This window comes from Lacrimispora sp. 38-1, assembly GCF_049890855.1.
Taxonomy (GTDB): domain Bacteria; phylum Bacillota; class Clostridia; order Lachnospirales; family Lachnospiraceae; genus Lacrimispora.
The window spans coordinates 76,428-92,309 of sequence record NZ_JBANEW010000095.1; the positions used below are offsets into that span (position 1 = coordinate 76,428).

A 15,882-nucleotide genomic window follows, 5' to 3' on the forward strand; every position below is an offset into this window, starting at 1 on the left:
AAAATATGTTATTATATTGTCAAAGATTGAAAACGGGAGGTACTATGGAAAATCATATAAAAATAATTGAAGCCATAAAAGAATACTGCCTCGGGCATTCTGGTTCTTATGAAGCAAGACCATTTGGGGAGTATCCAATTTGTTACAAGGTAATGGGGAAAATATTTGTGCAGCTCAATCCGCAGGAAAATTTTTATAAAATAACCTTAAAATGTGATCCGGAAAAATCATACCTTTATCGTCAGCTTTATCCGGGAATCATAGTAAGGGGTTACCATTGCCCTCCCGTTCAGCAGCCGCATTGGAATACGGTTGATTTAGATGCGTTTTCAGATCAGGAGCTGCTGTTCCAGATGATTGATGAGGCTTATGAATGCGTGATAAATAAATTCAGTAAAAAAGCAAAAGAGAAGCTGGGCAGTCTGTCTGTGCTGGAGTTTCGCAATACGGATGGAGATGAACCGGATTTTGCAATGCTTTGCGGGAGGCTGGACCACGCGCTTAATGAGATTGTGGGAAGTCATTATCAAAGAAGTAAGTATGACCAGTACAATCAGAGAGACAGTATTCATGACGTGATTGTTGCATATCACAATGGAGAACCGGTGGCGTGCGGATCATTTAAAATGTTTGACGAAACTCATGCGGAGCTGAAACGGGTTTATGTGGAACCGTCACATCGCCATATGGGGTTAGGCGGGGAATTAATCCGGAGATTAGAGGCAAAGGCAAAGATGAATGGTTATATCTGGTGTATTCTGGAAACCGGGAGGCTGTTAGATGCAGCTCATATGATGTACAAAAAGGCAGGTTATCAGATTATTCCTAATTATGGTCAGTATGTTGGGATGGAGGATTCCATTTGTATGGAACGTAAAATATGATGGGGGTAGAAAACATAGAAAAATATGAACTTGGGTTAAAGAAAAAATCATTCTCCCTGTTCTTTCATGGAGGAGAGATCTGGTGTGAGCATCTGGATTCTCTTTATGATCAGATGGAGCTGCTTAAACAGAAATTTATGCAGGATTTATTACAAATTCAAAAGCCGTCTTCCAGTTCATTTGTAGCGGTTATTCTGGATGATTCCAATGTTGACAGTGAAATATTGGATCAGATTCTTCATGAGTTTTTCAGATTAAATAAGCAGCTGCGTAAAGTTGTCTTTGTGGGATTAAATTCAAAAATGAAACGATATATGAAAAAGAGAAGCGCAGATACTAATTACTTAATGATCTGCATGGATGATTTGGAAAAGGCCAAAGAATGGCTTGTAAGGAAGGAATGAAGGGGGTATTATGAATAATAAAGAAATCATTGAGCTGGCGATGCAGCAATCAGCAATTGACAGTAATTGCTGTATGGAGGATTTTAGAAGGAATGAGAATAAGGTTGTACTTTCTGTAAAAAATCCCAAAGCCCGAAAATATTTAGAGCTTTGCAAAATATCCGGTTGCTCATTGTTTTGAGACACCGAAATGAATGGGTAGGGAACCATGACAACAATATATTTTATTCGGCATGCCGAACCAGATTATACAAATCATTCTGATGCGGAGCGGCAGCTGACACAAAAAGGAATAGAAGATAGTGAATTAGTAACCAGTTATTTAAGAGATAGGGATATAGATGTGGTCTTTTCCAGTCCATATAAAAGAGCTGTGGATACTGTACGACATTTTGCAGATTCCTATCATTACCCAATTGTACTGGTTGATGAATTTCGTGAAAGAAAAATTGACAGCTGTTGGATAGAGGATTATACAAAATTCTGTAAAATGCAGTGGGAGAATTTTGATTATAAGCTTACTGATGGTGAAAGCTTAAGGGAAGTTCAAACAAGAAATCTTGAGGTTTTGATAGATATTTTGAAGAAATATAAAGATAAATCAGTTGTAATCGGATCTCATGGAACCGCATTAAGTACGGTTATCCATTATTACGATCCAACCTTTGATTTTGCACAATTTCAGCAGATTCGGTATTTAATGCCATGGATTGTAAAGTTTACATTTGATGATGAAAAACTTATGGGAATTGAAAAAATAGAGATTCGGAGAAGTAAATTATGTTTATGAATACAGACTTTTTAAAAAATGACGAAATATCTCTTAAGTTAGTTAAAACAACTGTTGGCAACATCCATAAGCAATGGCTTCCTGCCTACCATTTCACAATATATGATAAGCAGGGTAAAGAAGCTGGTGGATGTGATTTAAGAATCGGACATAACAATAATGTGTACTATGGCGGCAATATTGGATACCACATCGATGAACAATATCGTGGATCTCATTATGCCGGAAAAGCCTGCCTGTTACTGTTTCAGCTGGCTAAAAAACATAAGATGGATTACCTTATTATCACCTGCAATCCCGACAACCATGCTTCAAGGAGGACCTGTGAATATGCAGGCGGAACATTAGAAAAAATTGTACAGATACCAGATGATAATGATATGAGAAAAGCTGGAGAAACAGAAAAATGTATCTATCGGTTTCATTTACAAGATTATTAAAAATTAGTGAGGTGACTAACGATGAAAAATGAATTACATGTCTTTTTTGATTATATCTGTCCGTTTTGCCTGAGAGCACATAACTATTTAAAGGAACTTATGCCGGAATATCCGGATCTGCCTATAGTATGGCATCCCTGCGAATCCCACCCCAGACCAGACCGGTATGGTCCTCATAGTGATTTGTGCATTCAGGGATATTTTTATGCTCTTGATCATGGAGTTAATATTTTGGATTACCATGACCGTATGTACCAGGCAACCTTTAAAGATCATGTTAATATTGAGGATATTGATGCTCTCAGCGATTATGTCAGCGATATGGTTGATACGAATAACTTTAAACAGTCGATTCAACAGGGTATTTACCTGGAAAAACTTGCGGGATCCAATGAACTTGCGTTTGAACATTCTGGTGTCTGGGCGGTCCCTGCATATAGAATGGGTGATTTGAAACTAGATGCAGTTGAAAATGTGGGTGTTGATAAAGAACAGATTCGGCAGTTTTTAAAGGGGGAAAAGTAATGCGGCTGAAAAATAATATGTTATTAATAATTGATAAGGCTGTCAAAGCGGATGCGGCTGAAATAATTGAATTTCTTAATATTGTGGGTGGAGAGAGTGATAATTTATTGTTTGGAGCAAATGGTTTTCATACGTCGGTAGAAGCAGAAGAAAATTTCATAGAAAACCTCCTGCATTCTAATGTTTCGGCTCTGTTTACAGGGAAAATTGAAAATGAAATAGTATGTACAGGCAGCATAATGACCTCACCAAGAGAAAGAATATCTCATCAGGCGGATCTCGCCGTTTCAGTGAAAAAGAAATATTGGGGATTAGGTATAGGAACACACCTGATGCAGACAATGATTTCTTTTGCTAAAAGAAATGGTCAGACAGAAATACTGCATTTAGGCGTGAAAGAAGATAATTTAACTGCAGTAAATCTATATAAAAAAATGGGATTCAATGAAATAGGCAGGCATAAAAACTTCTTTAAGATTGATGGGAAATATTACGATGAAATTCTAATGGATTTGCATTTATGAAACCATCTCCCAGCCGTGCAAAGGTAATACCCCTTTCCTTTATAATCAAAGCAACTTTACTATAAAAATAAGCCATTATGAAAAGCTATTATCGGGATAGTAATTTCATTTGGAACAAAATAATATAAATTTTAATACGTGGGAGTTATGAGATGAAAATTGATTCTGTGGAAAATGATTTAATAAAAAATCTTGATAAAATACACACAACAGAATTAGGTGTTCAGAGGATCAGGATGAATCTGAGTCTGGACACGCCGGATTTAATTGCATGGAGTAAAAATTGTGTTGAAAATGCAGACATCATAATCAGAAAAGGAAAGAATTGGTATGTGGATGTTGGCGGCTGTATTTTAACTATTAACGCACATAGTTTTACAATAATTACAGCCCATAAAAAGAAATAATGGGAAGAACAGTGAAATTCTCTTAAATAGAGCGGAGGACAAAACTATGAGAGTGTTTGTCGTGTACTGCCATCCAAGTAAAAAAAGCTTTACGCATGATATCAAACAGGTATTTTTAAAGGGATTAAATGATGCAAATCATGAATTTGTTGTCTCTGATTTATATGAGATGAATTTTAATGAGGAGATGTCAGAAGACGAATATGAAAGAGAAGCTTATTACAGAACGGATATCCCAGTGGCTGATGATGTTATTGAAGAACAGCGGAAAATACAGGAATCTGATGCAATCGTATTCATATATCCTGTTTTTTGGACCGAGGCTCCTGCAAAATTAGTAGGGTGGTTTGACCGGATTTGGACGACCGGTTTCGCATATAATCCGAATCCCCAAATGAAAGTACTTAAGAAGGCATTATTTATCTTAAGTGCTGGAAAAACAATGGAATCTCTTGAGGAAACAGGGGAATCTAATGCTATGAGAACTGTGATGATGGGAGATAGGATCAGAAACAGAGCACTTGAGAAAGAAATGATTATATTTGATGGTACTACCCATTGGGATGAGGAGCAACGAAAGGAACGGGTGGCAGTGCATCTTAATACTGCATATAAGTTAGGGTTAAATTTTTAAATAAATAATATGGATTAATTCAGCTGGCAGGAGGAATATTGTGAAAAAATTAGGCTTGATAGGTGGCATGGGACCGGAGTCTACCATTCCCTATTACCGCGATATTGTTTATGGTATTAAACAAAGAGTGGGGAAGGACTATTATCCTCAATTAACAATTGAAAGTGTTAATGTTTTTAAAGTTTTAAAATTATGCAGAGAAAATAGGCACGAAGAATTGACCAATTATCTTCTGGAAGCAATCAATAATTTGGAACGTAGCGGAGCAGAAATAGCTGCTTTATCAGCAAATACACCGCATATCGTATTCGACAGGCTTAAAGAACAAACATCCATACCTCTAATCAGTATTATTGAGGCGACCTGTCAAGAGGCTGAACATAGAGGTTTAAATAAAATAGGTCTGCTTGGAACCATTTTTACAATGACGGGAGATTTTTATAAAAAACCTTTTTATGAGAAGAATATAGAGATTGTGGTTCCATCAAGTTTATCAATGGAATTTATTAACGAAAAAATTACAAAGGAGTTGGAACTTGGCATAGTGAAAGAAGAAACACGAAAGAGCTTTCAAAAAATAATTATGCAGATGAAAGATGAAGATAATATTCAGGCTGTAATTTTGGGTTGTACAGAACTACCTTTGATTTTAAGTGATGAAGTGAGTTCTGTCCCGTGCCTGGATACAATGCAAATACACATCGCGTCTATAATAAATGCTATTCTTGGCTAATCTTCATCTTGCCTAGTTTATAAACAAACTGGCAAGAAGTTGAAGGATTTGCCATCGGAAATAATTGTCTCATTAGCTGTTACAGCCGCTTAACTTGTATGGTATTGTGCTTTTACAAGATAAACACCTGCCACTACTATAATAATTCCAGCAATTTCTTTTGATGATATTATTTCTGAAAATAATAGGAAGGAATAGACGGATGCAATCGCCGGTTGTGAAAGACAAATAATAGATGACAAATTCACATTGATTTTTCCCTGGCAATGTGCAAGAAGGTTATGTCCTATTACCTGTAAGCAAAGAGTTAAACCTAGCAATGGCCAGAGCTCGTTTATACCATTTGGAACCTGAAAACCCTCAATCAACGCAGAAGAAATAAATAAAGCTGTGACACTTCCAAACCCGCTTACAAACATTATAACACTGCTCTCAATTCTGTCCCGCAGCCTGTAAGATATCAAAAGAAAGCTTGCGTAGAAAAATGAGGCACAAAATGCTAAAAAATCACCAAAATAATTGGAAGTATTGGGATTGTTTTTTCCGCCAATTAAGATGAATACTCCCAAAAGTGTTATTACAGCCCCCGCGAAGAAAAATTTGGGTATCTTTTCTTTGAAAAGGAAAAAGGATACCGGAATGACTGTGAGCGGAGTTAAGTTTGTCAGTAAATTAGCATTAGCTACCGAAGTAAAGCTGAATGATAAATTCCAAAGTGATATATCTCCTGCAAGAAAGACGCCCGCTAAAAATAAGATGATGATATCTTTTCGTTTTAGCCGATTCAGGTTTTTATAAGCGAGTGGATATAGAATCGGCAGGGAAAACAGTACACGGTAAAATCCTGTATTGATTGGAGACAATGCACTGTATTTTACAAATATTCCGCCAGTAGCCAGGAATGCTACTGCAACAAGCTCCAATAGAATATCCTTTGATTTATTGTGTCTGATACTTATGTCCATGATAGTTCTCCTTTGTTCATTTTTAACTTATGATATATCAATGATGGTACTATTAAAAGTGCCACTAAAACATAAAATAATGGGGCCACTAATGAGGAGGGTTTATGATTTTCGTTGTGAAAGAAAGCAGAGAACCTTTGTATATGCAAATCTATCAGCAGTTAAAAAAGGAAATAGTAAACGGCATAATGAAAGAAGGAGATATTCTGGCTGGAAGCAGAGGACTGGCAAAAACATTAAGTGTAAGCAGAAATACAGTTGACAGCGCATATAGCCAGCTATTAGCGGAAGGATATATTACGCCGAAGAAGGGAGTGGGATATGCAGTTACTTCATTGCCTGTATTGAAGCTAACCCACAAAGGGTCATTTTGTGCGGATACAGGACAGATAGTCTCAGATCATGAAATCTCGAGGAAAAAAGATGTTGTATATGATCTGACAAATGGAAGTCATACCAATGATCTTTTTCCTAAAGCACTTTGGCGGAAATATATGTTAGAATGTCTGGATTTGCTGGACCGCGAAAATAAGTTAGCCTCTCATATGGATCAGCAGGGAGAGTTGTATTTAAGACAAAATCTGCTCTCCTATCTTATGCGCATCAGAGGTGTACGGTGCAATGAAAATCAGATAATAATTACTTGCGGGATTCAGCAATCACTGGAATATTTATGCAGCTTATTCAACGATAAAAAAGTATGCGTAATAATGGAAGAGCCTGGATACCACAAAGCAGCGGCGGTTTTTAAAAATAATGGTCTCGATATTAGGACAGTACCGACGGATGAAAATGGGCTGGTGGTTTCCAGGCTGCCAGTGCAGACTAAGAATTATATAATATATTCAACACCTTCACACCAATTTCCAACAGGAGTAACTATGCCCATAAAGAGACGTCTGGAATTATTACAGTGGGTAAAGGATCATAATGCTTATATTTTAGAAGATGATTTTGATAGCGAACTGCGGTATTATGCAAGACCAATTCCATCCCTTCAATCAATTGATGAAGAGGATCGGGTGATTTATCTGGGTACGTTTTCAAAAGCCTTATCACCTTCGATCAGGATGGGGTATATGATTTTACCTCCTCAGTTGCTGAAATTATACCTGGAAAAATTCGGGGATTATAACAGTACGGTCCCTGTACTGAATCAGTATACGATAGCCCGCTTAATAGAAACCGGAGAATATGACCGGCATATCAGGCGGCTAAACCATGTATTTCGGAAACGGCTGGAGCGATTTAATGATGAGTTTTCGGATGTTAAAGATAGAGTGAAAATATCCGGAAACGGCAGCGGCCAGTATTTTCTTCTTGAATTTTCATCAATGGCAGATCAGGAGAAGCTGATAAACAAAGCGATGGAGTATGGGGTCAGAGTATACCCGACAATGCAGTTCTGGCAGGAGAAGGCGGATTGTCCCCCCAATACTATTTTTATGGGTTTCAGTAAAATTGACTTGAAAGATATACCGGATTGTGTAAGGCGATTAAAAACTGCATGGTCAGAATGGCTATAATTTATTTTCCCTATAATTGAAGAGGAATGATTATTTTATGAAAATTGAAAGCACAAAACTTAAAGATGTTAAAATTATTGAATATGATCCCAGGTTTGATAACAGAGGCTTTTCATACTGTATCTATAATAAAAGCGAATCAGAGCAGGCAGAAATCAATTTTGAATACATTGAGGAGCGGGTGTACTTCTCAGAAAAAGCAGGCACGCTCTACGGCATTCATTTTCAGAATAATCCCAAACCACAGACAAAGCTTCTGTATTGTATCAAAGGCAGGGGCATTGATTATGCGGCTGATTTACGAAGAAGTTCGCCCACGTATTTACAGTGGGTTGGTGTAGAATTAAGTGCGGAAAACAGGAGACAGATTTACATTCCGAAAGGATTTGGTCATGCATTTATATCTCTTGAAGACGGAACTATGAATGTTATGCGTTTCGATGAACCATTTGACAGCCGGTTGTCACGTCAAATCGCATATGATGATCCTGAGATTGGAATTAAATATCCCATGAATGATCCAATACTCGCACCTCATGACAGGAATGCCCCGTTGTTATCAGAAAGCGATTTAAATCTTTAAAAGTTTAGTATGAAACCACAAAATAATTAAACGACAAAAAGGATGGCTGCCGATATGATTCTATCTGATAAAACAATTATTAAAATGCTAAAAGAAAAAACTCTGTTTATAGAACCCCTGGAAAAGGGACAGATTCAGCCCGCAAGTGTGGATATTCGCCTTGGAAACACATTTAGTGTAGTGGAAGATACTTCAGACGGAATTATCACAATGCAAAACGAGATTAAATACAAGACAATTGTGACGGATAAATATCTTCTCCTTCCGGGTCAGTTTGTACTTGCAACCACGCTGGAGTATTTTGCAATGCCAGATGATCTTACCGCATTTGTTGAAGGAAGAAGTTCTCTGGGCAGGATGGGGCTTTTTATCCAGAATGCTGGTTGGGTTGATCCGGGGTTTGAGGGAGAAATAACCCTTGAGTTGTTTAATGCGAACCGCTGCGCGATTGAGCTGCAGTCTGGCCGCAGAGTTGGACAGCTTGTTTTTGCCAAGATGGATGAGAATGCTTTGAATCCATACCGGGGAAAATATCAGGGCCAGAAAGGGGCGACCGGGTCAAAGGTATTTATGGATAACGATGTAAGATAATTAATGGAGGCTGAAATGGTAATTACGTATCGAATCCCAACACCGGATGATATGAAGAAAGTCAGTGAACAAATTAGGCGCAGCTACGTGGCTGCATACGAAAGACTTATGGATCAAGAGTATTTATCAACGTTGAAAGCAGATCACTGGGAACCGATTTTGCAGGAAAGTATCCAGAACGGGGATACCTGTCTTATTGCAGAATGCGATGGAAACATTATAGGAAGTACCGTTTTCGGAACGGTTCCAGTCAGCGATAAAACCCAGGCTCAGTGGCACGCATTCTATCTTTTGCCCCAATATATTGGCATTGGAGTCGGACATTTGTTCTATCAGAAAATTGAGGAAGAAATGGTACGGCAGAAATGTGAGTGCTGTATACTGGAAGTATTGTCTTCTAATGAACGGGCAATTAAATTTTACATAAGCCATGGTTTTACAAAGTCAGAAACTTTCGAAGTGGAAGAGAATGGCATGATATTATTATGTGATAAAATGACGAAAGATTTCAGGTAAGGAGCGATTTATGGAATTTGAGATGCAGGAAAATGTTTTGACTGTAAATGATTATCAAAAACTTAGAACATCTGCGGGCTGGAGCGAGTTACCAGAGCAGCAGATAGAGACTGCATTAAAGAACTCATTATTTATAATAGCAGTCAAATATCAGGAACAGGTTGTGGCTATGGGCAGACTTGTGGGAGATGGGTGTTATATCTGCTATATCCAGGATCTGGTTGTATTACCGGAATACCAGGGTAAAGGTATTGGAAAATATATAATAGAAAGGCTTATTTCTTATGTAAGGGAGCAGGGAATTCCAGATACAAATATTACATTGGGACTCTTTGCAGCCATAGGGAAAGAAGGTTTTTATCAGAAACAGGGATTTCATATCCGGCCAAATGATAACAGAGGGGCTGGAATGGAGATTATATTACCCGTACACCAGGATACAGGAGCATAGCTGGAAGTAAAAATAGAAAAGGAAGGTATGGCATGCAAACAATTATTATCCGGTTATCTCCGGAGAAACTTGAAAATGCTGATTTGGATTTGCGTTACTATATTCCAGAACGTATAGAGGAAATAACTGACGGAATGGTTCAGGACAATGGGTATGATTATCTGGAGGAAAATGCTCTGGCACTTTGGCTCCAGACAGAGGATGCGATCGGTGCTTATCCAGCTATTGTGAAGCTGTTTAGGGAAGAATCCTTTATGGGAAATGACCTTTCTTTGTCAGCGGAACTATATATCTCTGAAAAAGATACGGATGAGCTGGAAAACTGCAGGCTTGTTTATCCATAATAAAAGGGGGAAGATCCAATGGTACATTTGGTATACTGCACTATAACTATGAAAAGTCCAGGTTCTGACATTAATAAATAAGTAACTTCAAAAGAAGGAATAATATGAGAATTTTGATGTTTGGCGGTACAAGATTTTTTGGTATCCATACAGTAAATGAATTAATACAAAATGGACACGATGTCTCCATCGCAACAAGAGGTATCACGTCTGATAAGTTTGGAAGAAGTGTTAATAGAATCATTCTGGACCGGAACAATCAGGAGAGTCTGAAACAAAGACTTGCCGGAACACATTATGATGTGGTGATTGATAAACTGGCATATTGCTCTAACGATGTGAAACAGATATTTGATGTTATTGATTGTGATAAATATATTCAGATGTCCAGCACCGCTGTTTATGATCCCAAGCACTGGAATACCGTGGAAGAGGACTTTAATCCTAAGGATAAAGAACTGGTCTGGTGTTCAAGAATGGATTTTCCATATGATGAAATAAAAAGACAGGCAGAACGCGCACTATGGCAGAGATACCCGGACAGAAAAATCGTTTCAGTCCGATATCCATTTGTATTGGGAAAAGATGATTACACAAAAAGACTGTTGTTTTATGCTGAACATGTAAAAAATGGTCTGCCTATGAATATTGATAACACAGATTCCCAGATGAGTTTTATAAGGTCTGACGAAGCCGGAAAATTAATGGCATTTCTGGCAGACAGTAATTATACCGGACCAATTAACGGCGCTTCTGATGGAACAATATCAATACGGGAAATTCTTGATTATTTGGAGCAGCGGACGGGGAACAAAGCAATTCTTACAGCAGCTGGAGAAAACGGTCCATACAATAACGAACCTGAATACAGCATTAACACAGACCGGGCGAAACAATGCGGTTTTACTTTTACCAATATTAAAGACTGGATCTTTGAACTGGTTGATGAGTATTTGTCCGATATCACATATGGAAGGAAATAAAAAAATGTTTCGATACGTACATACTAATATTATTGCGAAAGACCCTGATAAACTGATTGCCTTTTACAAAGAAGTATTTCACTGCAAAAGTATCGGAGAGGAACGGGATTTAAAAGGACAGTGGCTGGACAGGCTGACAGGTTTAAATAATGCCCATATTATGGGAGAACACTTATTACTGCCCGGTTACGGTGACGATCATCCCACACTGGAAATATTTTCCTATGATGCAGTCAGAGAGACCGTAATAGGAGAAGTAAACCGCCCTGGTATTGCCCATATTGCATTTGAAGTTGACGATGTAGAGACAACCCTGGAATTAATGATACATGCCGGAGGAAGCCAGGTTGGTGAATTGGTCACGGCCGAATATCCCAATGATACAGAAGCTGTCTTTGTCTATGCCAGGGACCCGGAAGGCAATATTATTGAGTTACAAAGCTGGAGGCAGAAAAAGAACTAAGTATTTCTGGCTTTTTGCAGTAGGGAGGAGTGTGAACAATATGGACCAGATTCTGGAACTTGTGTGTGGATTAAAAGACAAAAACGATAAATATGCATATCAGTGTTTGAAAAAACTGGAGTCTGAAAGTTTAATCTCAGATGCAGTTTACCCATATTTTGATCTTTTTGCTGAACTAATAGATCATCCTAATTCATATTTCAGAACCAGAGGAATTATATTAATTGCAGCAAATGCAAAATGGGACAGGGAAAATAAAATTGATGAAATCATTGATCAGCTTCTTAAACACGTGGGAGATGAGAAGCCAATTACGGCAAGACAGTGCATAAAAGTGTTGCCGCTGGTAGCTCAATATAAACCTGATCTGGCATATGATATCATCATGGCTTTGCGTAATGCCAATACCCAAATGTACAAGGACAGTATGCAGCCATTGGTTAATAAAGATATAACTGAAGCATTAAACCGTATAGATAAGTTAAAATGATAAATCCACAGGGGGGACTGTAAATGCTGCATTATGAGTCATTAATACATGTAGAAAGAGAAGTAATATATCAGGCTTTTTTAAAAGCCTTTTCCGATTATCAGGTCCGCCTGGATATGTCATTTGCCCAATTTGAAAAGATGCTGAAACGGAGAGGCTTTGATCCCAAGGTATCCGTTGGAGCCTTTGATGAGGACGGTCTGGTCGGATTCATTTTAAATGGCTGCAGAAAGTGGAATGGAAAAGCTACGGCATACGATGTAGGAACCGGGGTGATACCGCAGTTTAGAAAACAGGGGATCACCAATCATATGCTTCAGTCAGCAAAACAACATTTTAGTGATACAGGAGTAGAACAATATATTTTGGAAGTACTGACCTCTAATACCGCCGCCGCAAATATTTACAGAAAAAATGGCTTCACTGTGGAGAGAGAATTCCTGTGCTGTCAGATGACACGGGGGAAGGACAGATCGGATCCCATTCACCAGGCAGAGCATATTTTAAATCCGGATTGGGAAGTGCTTGGTAGTTTTTGGGATTTTCCCCCATCCTGGCAAAATTCCATACAATCCATAGAAGCAGTACCGGAGAGCTTTATTATCTCGGCTGTGCGCAAAAACAATTGTATTGCTGGTTACGGGATAATCGATAAGTCAACCGGGGAAATTCCACAGATAGCTGTGGATAAGAGCTGGAGAAACAAAGGTATTGGCAGCAGCATACTGGCAGATTTAATTGAGCAGACGGATTCGGATCAAATAAAAATTTTGAATATCGATACCCGTTCGGAGGCAATGCTTCAATTTATTTCAGCCGCTGGTTTTCACAATACAGTTAATCAGTATGAGATGAAGCTGGAATTATAACAGAGAAAATAAGTGTAAACAGGAGAGGTATAAATGAATCTCGGGGAAATAGTTGGTGTCGGTAATACTGCAACCGTATATGAGTGGGAAATCGGAAAAGTAGTGAAGCTTTTTCGTGAGGGCTATTCCTGTCAGGATGCGATCAGAGAATTTGAAAATGCAAGGGCTGTAAATGATATGGATTTTCCAAAACCGAAAGCATATGAGTTTATTACATATGAAGGAAAACATGGAATTGTGTACGATAAGGTGATGGGAGAATCTTTACTTGACTGGACTTTAAGAACCGGTAATCTGGAGAAATGTTCAATTCTTATGGCGAAAGCACACAAGGCTATTTTGAAACATGATATCACAAATGTACCTGATTACAAAGATTTTTTGATATACCAGATAAAGAAAGCCTCCATAACAAAAGAAGAACGGCAGAATGCACTTTATCTGGCTGATCAGCTGAAGAATGGAACGACTTTGTGTCACGGTGATTTTCACCCAGGCAATGTAATGCTATTCCAGGATCGTATATCTGTCATCGATTTTATGAATGTATGCCGGGGGAGCAGGCTGTATGATATTGCGAGAACAGTATACTTAATCGAATATACACCAGTACCATCCGGTGCAGATAATCCAGAGAAGATCAGAAATCTCAAGAAAACACTGTCACGGCTATACCTGGAACAAATGAATTTAAATAAAGACAGTATAAAAGATTATTTGACCGCCATTTCTGTTGCTCGAAAAGGTGAGTGCCCGGAAGAAAATCGAATGTACTGATGTTACTAAAAACAGTGGAATCTGCATTGACAGGAACTTTTATAACCGCATTGCCGCTGAAAATATATGTATGTTACAATAATTGATAATTATATTATTAATAGAATATAACGTAATTGTTAATTAATAGTCAAATAATATGGCGAATATTATTGAAAATATACTTAATTATCTCGCGTTTTTGTCGATATTATCCATAAGAGCTGAAGAAATACCAGCTGACTAAACGAGCGGAGGTAAAGGCTATGAACATCATAAAAAACTTAAAAGTGGCAAACAAATTATGGCTGATTATTTTTCCTGCAATTTTCACACTCATATTTTTGCTGGTGTTTTTTATTTATCGATCAAACAAGATTATGGAAGATTCAAAGACATCTTTATACGATGAGGTTTTTGTCAGTACGGATAAAATCCTGAATGCAGACCGGGATTTTTATCAGGCAGCTATTGCGCTGAAGGAGCTGTATCTGGAAAAGGGTAAATTGAAAGATGAAGACAAAAATAAACTGATAGCAGACTTTGATGAAAATGTCAAACAGGTTCAGGACCGGGTTTCCTCCGCACTTGACAATGTAAAATCAAACGAAGCTCTTTACCGGAACTATCAGCATTCCACAGCCCAATTAACTCTGGAGCAGTTATATACAGCTTTTCAGGCAGACTTTCAAACATGGCTGAATGCATATGACATTAAAAATGATACAGGGGATATGGAGTTGTCACAGTCCAGCTTTGACAAAGCAAGAGAAGACATTAATTTGATGACAGAACTGCTTGAGGATTATGCCAATACCCGATCTGCTGAAATTGAAAACAGTGTAACCCAAAGTATCCGGACATCAGTTGCCACTATAGCTGTTGTGATTTTTTTAATTGCTCTGTTCTCGATTCAGACTCTCCGCTATTTAAAAACGAATATCCAGTATATTACCGGTATCAGCAAACGGATTGCCCAGGGAGAATTATCTCTTGAAATAGATGAGAAAAAAATCACCAGAGATGAACTGGGACAGCTTTGTGAGGCAACCGGACAGACGCTCCGGCAGTTGAATGAATATAATTCATATATCAATGAGATCACTGAGGTACTTGACATTATGGCTGGGGGAGATATGAGAATTACATTAAGTCAGGAATACTCCGGCAAGTTTTCTTCTATTAAAAGTTCCCTGCTTCGTATTTCCTCCTCTCTGAATAAGACACTGTCCACAATTGCGGATTCTTCCAGACATATAGATTCGAGTTCCAGGCAGATTTCCGATACCGCACAGTCCCTGGCCCAGAGCACAACAGAGCAGGCGAGTTCTGTGGAAGAACTGTCTGCTTCCATTGCAGATGTGTCTCAGCTGGTACATAAGAATGCAGCCAGTGTGACAGAAGCCGCTGATTATATCGGAGAGACAGTCATGGATATTAATGAGAGCAATGCTTCCATGAAGCAGATGCTGGCTTCCATGGAAGAAATTGGCAGTTCCTCCGGTCAGATCAATAAGATCATTGCAGTAATTAATGATATCGCATTCCAGACCAATATTCTTGCATTGAATGCGGCTGTAGAGGCAGCAAGAGCAGGCGCAGCAGGAAAGGGCTTTGCGGTAGTTGCAGATGAGGTCCGGAATCTGGCAACAAAATCTGCCAGCGCAGCGCAGCAGACCTCTTCCCTCATTGAAGATTCCATTAAAGCAGTTTCAGACGGCTCAAAGCTGGCAGAAGATACGGCAGATGCGCTGGAACGTGTTTCCTCAAAGGCATCTCAGATTAATGAGATTATTCTTAAGATTAAAGAGGCTTCCTCTGAACAGGCTGTCTCTATTTCCCAGATTAATCAGGGAATTGAGCAGATCTCTTCTGTTGTACAGACAAATGCTGCGACTGCGGAGGAAAGTGCCGCTTCCAGTGAAGAACTGTCAGGTCAGGCAGCCCTGTTATATAGCGAAGTGGGTAAGTTTAAGCTTGCAGATGTATGACCCCTTTTCATTA

At 38.5% G+C, this 15,882-nt stretch carries 23 protein-coding genes; 22 read left to right on the forward strand and 1 reads right to left on the reverse strand.

Annotation, left to right across the window (positions count from 1 at the left end):
• The first annotated feature begins 44 nt into the window (after nt 1-44).
• The 10 genes from V7D18_RS24090 to V7D18_RS24135 all read left to right on the forward strand — a co-directional run bounded on the left by V7D18_RS24090 (nt 45) and on the right by V7D18_RS24135 (nt 5,341).
• On the forward strand, nt 45-884 hold the full coding sequence (locus V7D18_RS24090) for a GNAT family N-acetyltransferase (protein ID WP_426158203.1): 840 nt from the start codon (nt 45-47) through the stop codon (nt 882-884).
• The gene (locus V7D18_RS24095) at nt 881-1,288 is read left to right on the forward strand and encodes a hypothetical protein (protein WP_426158205.1); all 408 of its coding nucleotides are present in this window, start codon (nt 881-883) and stop codon (nt 1,286-1,288) included. Before V7D18_RS24090 ends, V7D18_RS24095 begins: the two co-directional genes overlap by 4 nt.
• A gap of 10 nt (nt 1,289-1,298) precedes the next feature.
• On the forward strand, nt 1,299-1,469 hold the full coding sequence (locus V7D18_RS24100; protein ID WP_426158207.1) for a hypothetical protein: 171 nt from the start codon (nt 1,299-1,301) through the stop codon (nt 1,467-1,469).
• A gap of 27 nt (nt 1,470-1,496) precedes the next feature.
• The gene (locus tag V7D18_RS24105; RefSeq protein WP_426158209.1) at nt 1,497-2,078 is read left to right on the forward strand and encodes a histidine phosphatase family protein; all 582 of its coding nucleotides are present in this window, start codon (nt 1,497-1,499) and stop codon (nt 2,076-2,078) included.
• Nucleotides 2,069-2,518, forward strand: coding sequence for a GNAT family N-acetyltransferase (locus V7D18_RS24110; protein WP_426158211.1), 450 nt, complete (start codon nt 2,069-2,071; stop codon nt 2,516-2,518). Before V7D18_RS24105 ends, V7D18_RS24110 begins: the two co-directional genes overlap by 10 nt.
• Nucleotides 2,519-2,539: 21 nt before the next feature.
• Complete coding sequence (locus tag V7D18_RS24115) at nt 2,540-3,043, forward strand: DsbA family protein (protein ID WP_426158213.1); 504 nt, start codon at nt 2,540-2,542, stop codon at nt 3,041-3,043.
• Nucleotides 3,043-3,567 (forward strand): GNAT family N-acetyltransferase, encoded by a 525-nt coding sequence (locus V7D18_RS24120; RefSeq protein ID WP_426158215.1) that lies wholly within the window; start codon nt 3,043-3,045, stop codon nt 3,565-3,567. Before V7D18_RS24115 ends, V7D18_RS24120 begins: the two co-directional genes overlap by 1 nt.
• Nucleotides 3,568-3,719: 152 nt before the next feature.
• Entirely contained in the window at nt 3,720-3,974 is a 255-nt protein-coding gene (locus V7D18_RS24125) for a DUF3781 domain-containing protein (protein ID WP_426158217.1), read from the forward strand.
• Between the two features lie 46 nt (nt 3,975-4,020).
• Nucleotides 4,021-4,608 carry an NAD(P)H-dependent oxidoreductase gene (locus tag V7D18_RS24130; RefSeq protein WP_426158219.1) on the forward strand — a complete coding sequence of 196 codons (588 nt, stop codon included), beginning with the start codon at nt 4,021-4,023 and terminating at the stop codon, nt 4,606-4,608.
• A 40-nt stretch (nt 4,609-4,648) separates the two neighbouring features.
• Complete coding sequence (locus V7D18_RS24135) at nt 4,649-5,341, forward strand: aspartate/glutamate racemase family protein (protein ID WP_426158221.1); 693 nt, start codon at nt 4,649-4,651, stop codon at nt 5,339-5,341.
• An 89-nt stretch (nt 5,342-5,430) separates the two neighbouring features.
• Here the strand turns inward: V7D18_RS24135 and V7D18_RS24140 are convergent, their stop codons facing one another.
• Complete coding sequence (locus V7D18_RS24140; protein ID WP_426158223.1) at nt 5,431-6,306, reverse strand: DMT family transporter; 876 nt, start codon at nt 6,304-6,306, stop codon at nt 5,431-5,433.
• Between the two features lie 104 nt (nt 6,307-6,410).
• Here V7D18_RS24140 and V7D18_RS24145 point away from each other — a divergent pair, with 104 nt between their 5' ends.
• From V7D18_RS24145 to V7D18_RS24200, 12 genes are all read left to right on the forward strand, one after another.
• Complete coding sequence (locus tag V7D18_RS24145) at nt 6,411-7,832, forward strand: PLP-dependent aminotransferase family protein (protein WP_426158225.1); 1,422 nt, start codon at nt 6,411-6,413, stop codon at nt 7,830-7,832.
• Nucleotides 7,833-7,869: 37 nt separating this feature from the next.
• Nucleotides 7,870-8,415, forward strand: a complete 546-nt coding sequence (locus V7D18_RS24150; RefSeq protein ID WP_426158226.1) for a dTDP-4-dehydrorhamnose 3,5-epimerase family protein — start codon at nt 7,870-7,872, stop codon at nt 8,413-8,415.
• Between the two features lie 54 nt (nt 8,416-8,469).
• Nucleotides 8,470-9,006 carry a dCTP deaminase gene (gene dcd, locus V7D18_RS24155; protein ID WP_426158228.1) on the forward strand — a complete coding sequence of 179 codons (537 nt, stop codon included), beginning with the start codon at nt 8,470-8,472 and terminating at the stop codon, nt 9,004-9,006.
• Nucleotides 9,007-9,021: 15 nt separating this feature from the next.
• Nucleotides 9,022-9,522, forward strand: a complete 501-nt coding sequence (locus V7D18_RS24160; RefSeq protein ID WP_426158230.1) for a GNAT family N-acetyltransferase — start codon at nt 9,022-9,024, stop codon at nt 9,520-9,522.
• Nucleotides 9,523-9,532: 10 nt separating this feature from the next.
• Nucleotides 9,533-9,973 (forward strand): GNAT family N-acetyltransferase, encoded by a 441-nt coding sequence (locus V7D18_RS24165; RefSeq protein WP_426158232.1) that lies wholly within the window; start codon nt 9,533-9,535, stop codon nt 9,971-9,973.
• A gap of 32 nt (nt 9,974-10,005) precedes the next feature.
• Nucleotides 10,006-10,317, forward strand: coding sequence for a hypothetical protein (locus tag V7D18_RS24170; RefSeq protein WP_426158234.1), 312 nt, complete (start codon nt 10,006-10,008; stop codon nt 10,315-10,317).
• A gap of 104 nt (nt 10,318-10,421) precedes the next feature.
• Complete coding sequence (locus V7D18_RS24175) at nt 10,422-11,300, forward strand: NAD-dependent epimerase/dehydratase family protein (RefSeq protein ID WP_426158236.1); 879 nt, start codon at nt 10,422-10,424, stop codon at nt 11,298-11,300.
• Nucleotides 11,301-11,304: 4 nt separating this feature from the next.
• Nucleotides 11,305-11,763 (forward strand): VOC family protein, encoded by a 459-nt coding sequence (locus V7D18_RS24180; protein ID WP_426158238.1) that lies wholly within the window; start codon nt 11,305-11,307, stop codon nt 11,761-11,763.
• A gap of 40 nt (nt 11,764-11,803) precedes the next feature.
• Nucleotides 11,804-12,253 carry a SufBD protein gene (locus V7D18_RS24185; protein ID WP_426158240.1) on the forward strand — a complete coding sequence of 150 codons (450 nt, stop codon included), beginning with the start codon at nt 11,804-11,806 and terminating at the stop codon, nt 12,251-12,253.
• A 23-nt stretch (nt 12,254-12,276) separates the two neighbouring features.
• Nucleotides 12,277-13,122, forward strand: coding sequence for a GNAT family N-acetyltransferase (locus V7D18_RS24190; RefSeq protein WP_426158242.1), 846 nt, complete (start codon nt 12,277-12,279; stop codon nt 13,120-13,122).
• Nucleotides 13,123-13,155: 33 nt separating this feature from the next.
• Entirely contained in the window at nt 13,156-13,899 is a 744-nt protein-coding gene (locus V7D18_RS24195) for a phosphotransferase (RefSeq protein ID WP_426158244.1), read from the forward strand.
• Nucleotides 13,900-14,144: 245 nt separating this feature from the next.
• Nucleotides 14,145-15,869, forward strand: coding sequence for a methyl-accepting chemotaxis protein (locus tag V7D18_RS24200; RefSeq protein WP_426158246.1), 1,725 nt, complete (start codon nt 14,145-14,147; stop codon nt 15,867-15,869).
• Nucleotides 15,870-15,882: the final 13 nt, after the last annotated feature.

What these genes read in the sequence shown, in the direction of transcription:
- V7D18_RS24180 (WP_426158238.1), top strand. Translation starts at nt 11,305, where the DNA reads ATGTTTCGATACGTACATACTAATATTATTGCGAAAGACCCTGATAAA.
- V7D18_RS24175 (WP_426158236.1), top strand. Translation starts at nt 10,422, where the DNA reads ATGAGAATTTTGATGTTTGGCGGTACAAGATTTTTTGGTATCCATACA.
- V7D18_RS24160 (WP_426158230.1), top strand. Translation starts at nt 9,022, where the DNA reads ATGGTAATTACGTATCGAATCCCAACACCGGATGATATGAAGAAAGTC.
- V7D18_RS24165 (WP_426158232.1), top strand. Translation starts at nt 9,533, where the DNA reads ATGGAATTTGAGATGCAGGAAAATGTTTTGACTGTAAATGATTATCAA.
- V7D18_RS24190 (WP_426158242.1), top strand. Translation starts at nt 12,277, where the DNA reads ATGCTGCATTATGAGTCATTAATACATGTAGAAAGAGAAGTAATATAT.
- V7D18_RS24170 (WP_426158234.1), top strand. Translation starts at nt 10,006, where the DNA reads ATGCAAACAATTATTATCCGGTTATCTCCGGAGAAACTTGAAAATGCT.
- V7D18_RS24090 (WP_426158203.1), top strand. Translation starts at nt 45, where the DNA reads ATGGAAAATCATATAAAAATAATTGAAGCCATAAAAGAATACTGCCTC.
- V7D18_RS24185 (WP_426158240.1), top strand. Translation starts at nt 11,804, where the DNA reads ATGGACCAGATTCTGGAACTTGTGTGTGGATTAAAAGACAAAAACGAT.
- V7D18_RS24130 (WP_426158219.1), top strand. Translation starts at nt 4,021, where the DNA reads ATGAGAGTGTTTGTCGTGTACTGCCATCCAAGTAAAAAAAGCTTTACG.
- V7D18_RS24195 (WP_426158244.1), top strand. Translation starts at nt 13,156, where the DNA reads ATGAATCTCGGGGAAATAGTTGGTGTCGGTAATACTGCAACCGTATAT.
- V7D18_RS24100 (WP_426158207.1), top strand. Translation starts at nt 1,299, where the DNA reads ATGAATAATAAAGAAATCATTGAGCTGGCGATGCAGCAATCAGCAATT.
- V7D18_RS24105 (WP_426158209.1), top strand. Translation starts at nt 1,497, where the DNA reads ATGACAACAATATATTTTATTCGGCATGCCGAACCAGATTATACAAAT.
- V7D18_RS24145 (WP_426158225.1), top strand. Translation starts at nt 6,411, where the DNA reads ATGATTTTCGTTGTGAAAGAAAGCAGAGAACCTTTGTATATGCAAATC.
- V7D18_RS24200 (WP_426158246.1), top strand. Translation starts at nt 14,145, where the DNA reads ATGAACATCATAAAAAACTTAAAAGTGGCAAACAAATTATGGCTGATT.
- V7D18_RS24115 (WP_426158213.1), top strand. Translation starts at nt 2,540, where the DNA reads ATGAAAAATGAATTACATGTCTTTTTTGATTATATCTGTCCGTTTTGC.
- V7D18_RS24150 (WP_426158226.1), top strand. Translation starts at nt 7,870, where the DNA reads ATGAAAATTGAAAGCACAAAACTTAAAGATGTTAAAATTATTGAATAT.
- V7D18_RS24140 (WP_426158223.1), bottom strand. Translation starts at nt 6,306, where the DNA reads ATGGACATAAGTATCAGACACAATAAATCAAAGGATATTCTATTGGAG.
- V7D18_RS24120 (WP_426158215.1), top strand. Translation starts at nt 3,043, where the DNA reads ATGCGGCTGAAAAATAATATGTTATTAATAATTGATAAGGCTGTCAAA.
- V7D18_RS24095 (WP_426158205.1), top strand. Translation starts at nt 881, where the DNA reads ATGATGGGGGTAGAAAACATAGAAAAATATGAACTTGGGTTAAAGAAA.
- dcd (WP_426158228.1), top strand. Translation starts at nt 8,470, where the DNA reads ATGATTCTATCTGATAAAACAATTATTAAAATGCTAAAAGAAAAAACT.
- V7D18_RS24110 (WP_426158211.1), top strand. Translation starts at nt 2,069, where the DNA reads ATGTTTATGAATACAGACTTTTTAAAAAATGACGAAATATCTCTTAAG.
- V7D18_RS24125 (WP_426158217.1), top strand. Translation starts at nt 3,720, where the DNA reads ATGAAAATTGATTCTGTGGAAAATGATTTAATAAAAAATCTTGATAAA.